This is a genomic window from Streptomyces murinus, assembly GCF_002154555.1.
Classification (GTDB): Bacteria; Actinomycetota; Actinomycetes; order Streptomycetales; family Streptomycetaceae; genus Streptomyces; species Streptomyces murinus.
In genome coordinates this window covers 1-1797 of record NZ_MUNF01000907.1, presented here as the reverse complement: position 1 = coordinate 1797, position 1797 = coordinate 1, and the positions used below count along the sequence as shown (strand labels likewise).

Annotated in this window: 1 protein-coding gene and 2 pseudogenes; 1 reads left to right on the top strand and 2 read right to left on the bottom strand. The window is 70.4% G+C overall.

Annotated features, from left to right (window positions below):
- Positions 1-275 (bottom strand): annotated as a pseudogene (locus CCN72_RS36465) (hypothetical protein); the annotation flags it as partial.
- A gap of 30 nt (positions 276-305) precedes the next feature.
- Positions 306-1013 carry a hypothetical protein gene (locus CCN72_RS36460; protein WP_086812624.1) on the bottom strand — a complete coding sequence of 236 codons (708 nt, stop codon included), beginning with the start codon at positions 1011-1013 and terminating at the stop codon, positions 306-308.
- Between the two features lie 178 nt (positions 1014-1191).
- On the opposite strand from CCN72_RS36460, the pseudogene CCN72_RS41170 reads away from it, so the two are divergent.
- A pseudogene (locus CCN72_RS41170) lies at positions 1192-1797 on the top strand (N-6 DNA methylase); the annotation flags it as partial.

The following is a 1797-nucleotide window of genomic DNA, read 5'->3' as shown; positions in this document are numbered from 1 at the left end:
TCCCGCCCCTCCCCGGGCCGCCGGCCGAGCGCGACGACCCGCAGCACGCACCAGGCGACGGCCAGCGAACCGAGCCAGCCCTCGACGGTGACGACGGTGAACGTGCCCCGGGCCAGCACGACGTCCAGGGCCGCCACGGCGACGAGAAGCGACAGGGCGAGCAGATAGAACCCGAGCAGCAGCCCGAGGGCGAGCGCGGCACGCAGAGAGGCTCCCGGCGCGTCGCGCCCCGCGGCCGGTCCGGAGGCTGCCGTACCGGCGGGACCGAGGGGCATCGGCACTCTTTCAGGGGGACGGCGGGCGGGCTACTTCTTCAGACCGGCGAGGATCGTCGTCGTCAGCTTCTTCGCGGAGGCGGCGCCGTTGTCACTGCCCGCCGTGGACAGCACGGTGACCACGGAGGAGCCGGAGCGGGCCGCCACGAGGGTGGTGCCGTTCTGCCACTTCCCGCTCGTCAGCGTCATCGTGTACGCCTCGTCGCCGAGTCCGGCGGTGGCCTTGCCGGCGACCTTCACCTTGGCGTGCGCGTCGGTGTCCGTGAACGTGGCGCACTGGGTGGCGACGGCCGCGATCTGCTTCATCGCGTCCTTCGCCTGGGCGACCGGGAACTCGTCGATCTCCTGGGCGATCTCCTCGGTCTTCTGCGCGTTCACATAGTCGTTCTGCGCGAACGAGGAGCTGTTCTTGTAGCCGGTCACCTGGATCCAGGACGTGCTCTCCAGGCTGACGCAGTCCGGCTTCGTGGTCTTCCGGGCGGACGTGGACAGCAGCGAGGCGCCGCTGTCGGCGGTGTTGTCGTCCTCGACGGTGTACCCGGCCGGGAAGGCGGAGGCGGGGGCCAGCAGCTTCTTCAGCTGCGTACCCGTGAGCAGACCGGCGTTCGGGTCCTTCGCCTTGGTGTGCTTCGCGCTCGGGGCGGAGGCGTCCGTGGAGCCGGTGGAGCAGGCGGTGAGGGCCAGGGGCAGGGCCGTGGCGACGGCGAGCAGCGTGGCGGCACGGGACGAGAGACGCATGACAGTCCTTCAGGGCTGGTGGAATACGAACGGATAAGCGTTCGCTGGGTCAATAACAGCAGAGCCTGTGAACCGAGTCAACATGGTTCACAGTGTTCCGCAGTGAACACGCCGTGAATGAAGGGATCTTGTGTACGCCGGTATGCTCGGCACAAACGGGACGAGGGGAGCGGGGCCGGTGCAGGATCAGGCGACAGAGGTGACCGCGGCCGGTATCGCGCGGCTCGCCGGAGTGGGCCGGGCCGCCGTCAGCAACTGGCGCCGTCGGCACGCCGATTTCCCCAAGCCGGTCGGAGGTACCGAGACCAGCCCCTCCTTCGCGCTCGCGGAGGTCGAGGGATGGCTGCGCAAGCAGGGGAAACTCGCCGAAGTCCCGTTGCGCGAAAGGGTCTGGCAGCAGCTCGCGGGGCATCCCGAGGGTCCGCTCACCGCGCTGGTGCACGCCGGGTGCGCGCTGCTGCTGATCCATGAGCGCTCCACCGTCTGGCTGGCGGCGAGCGCGGGTTCCGACGAGCGCCTGGCCCGGCTGCTGCCGGGCGCGCTGGCGCAGGTGCTGACCCCGCGGCTCGGGGCGGTGGCAGGGGTGCTGATGCCTGGGGTCGGGCCGCCGGATGATGTGAACACGTCGGACGATTCTCAGGCGACGGACAGGGGATCGACAGCCCCGGCTGTGAACACCGCGCCGACGACCCCCGATGTGAACGTCCCCGACACCGCCGACACCTCTGACACCTCTGACACCTCCGACTCCTCAGGCACCCCGGACGCCCCGCCCCCGCTCCTC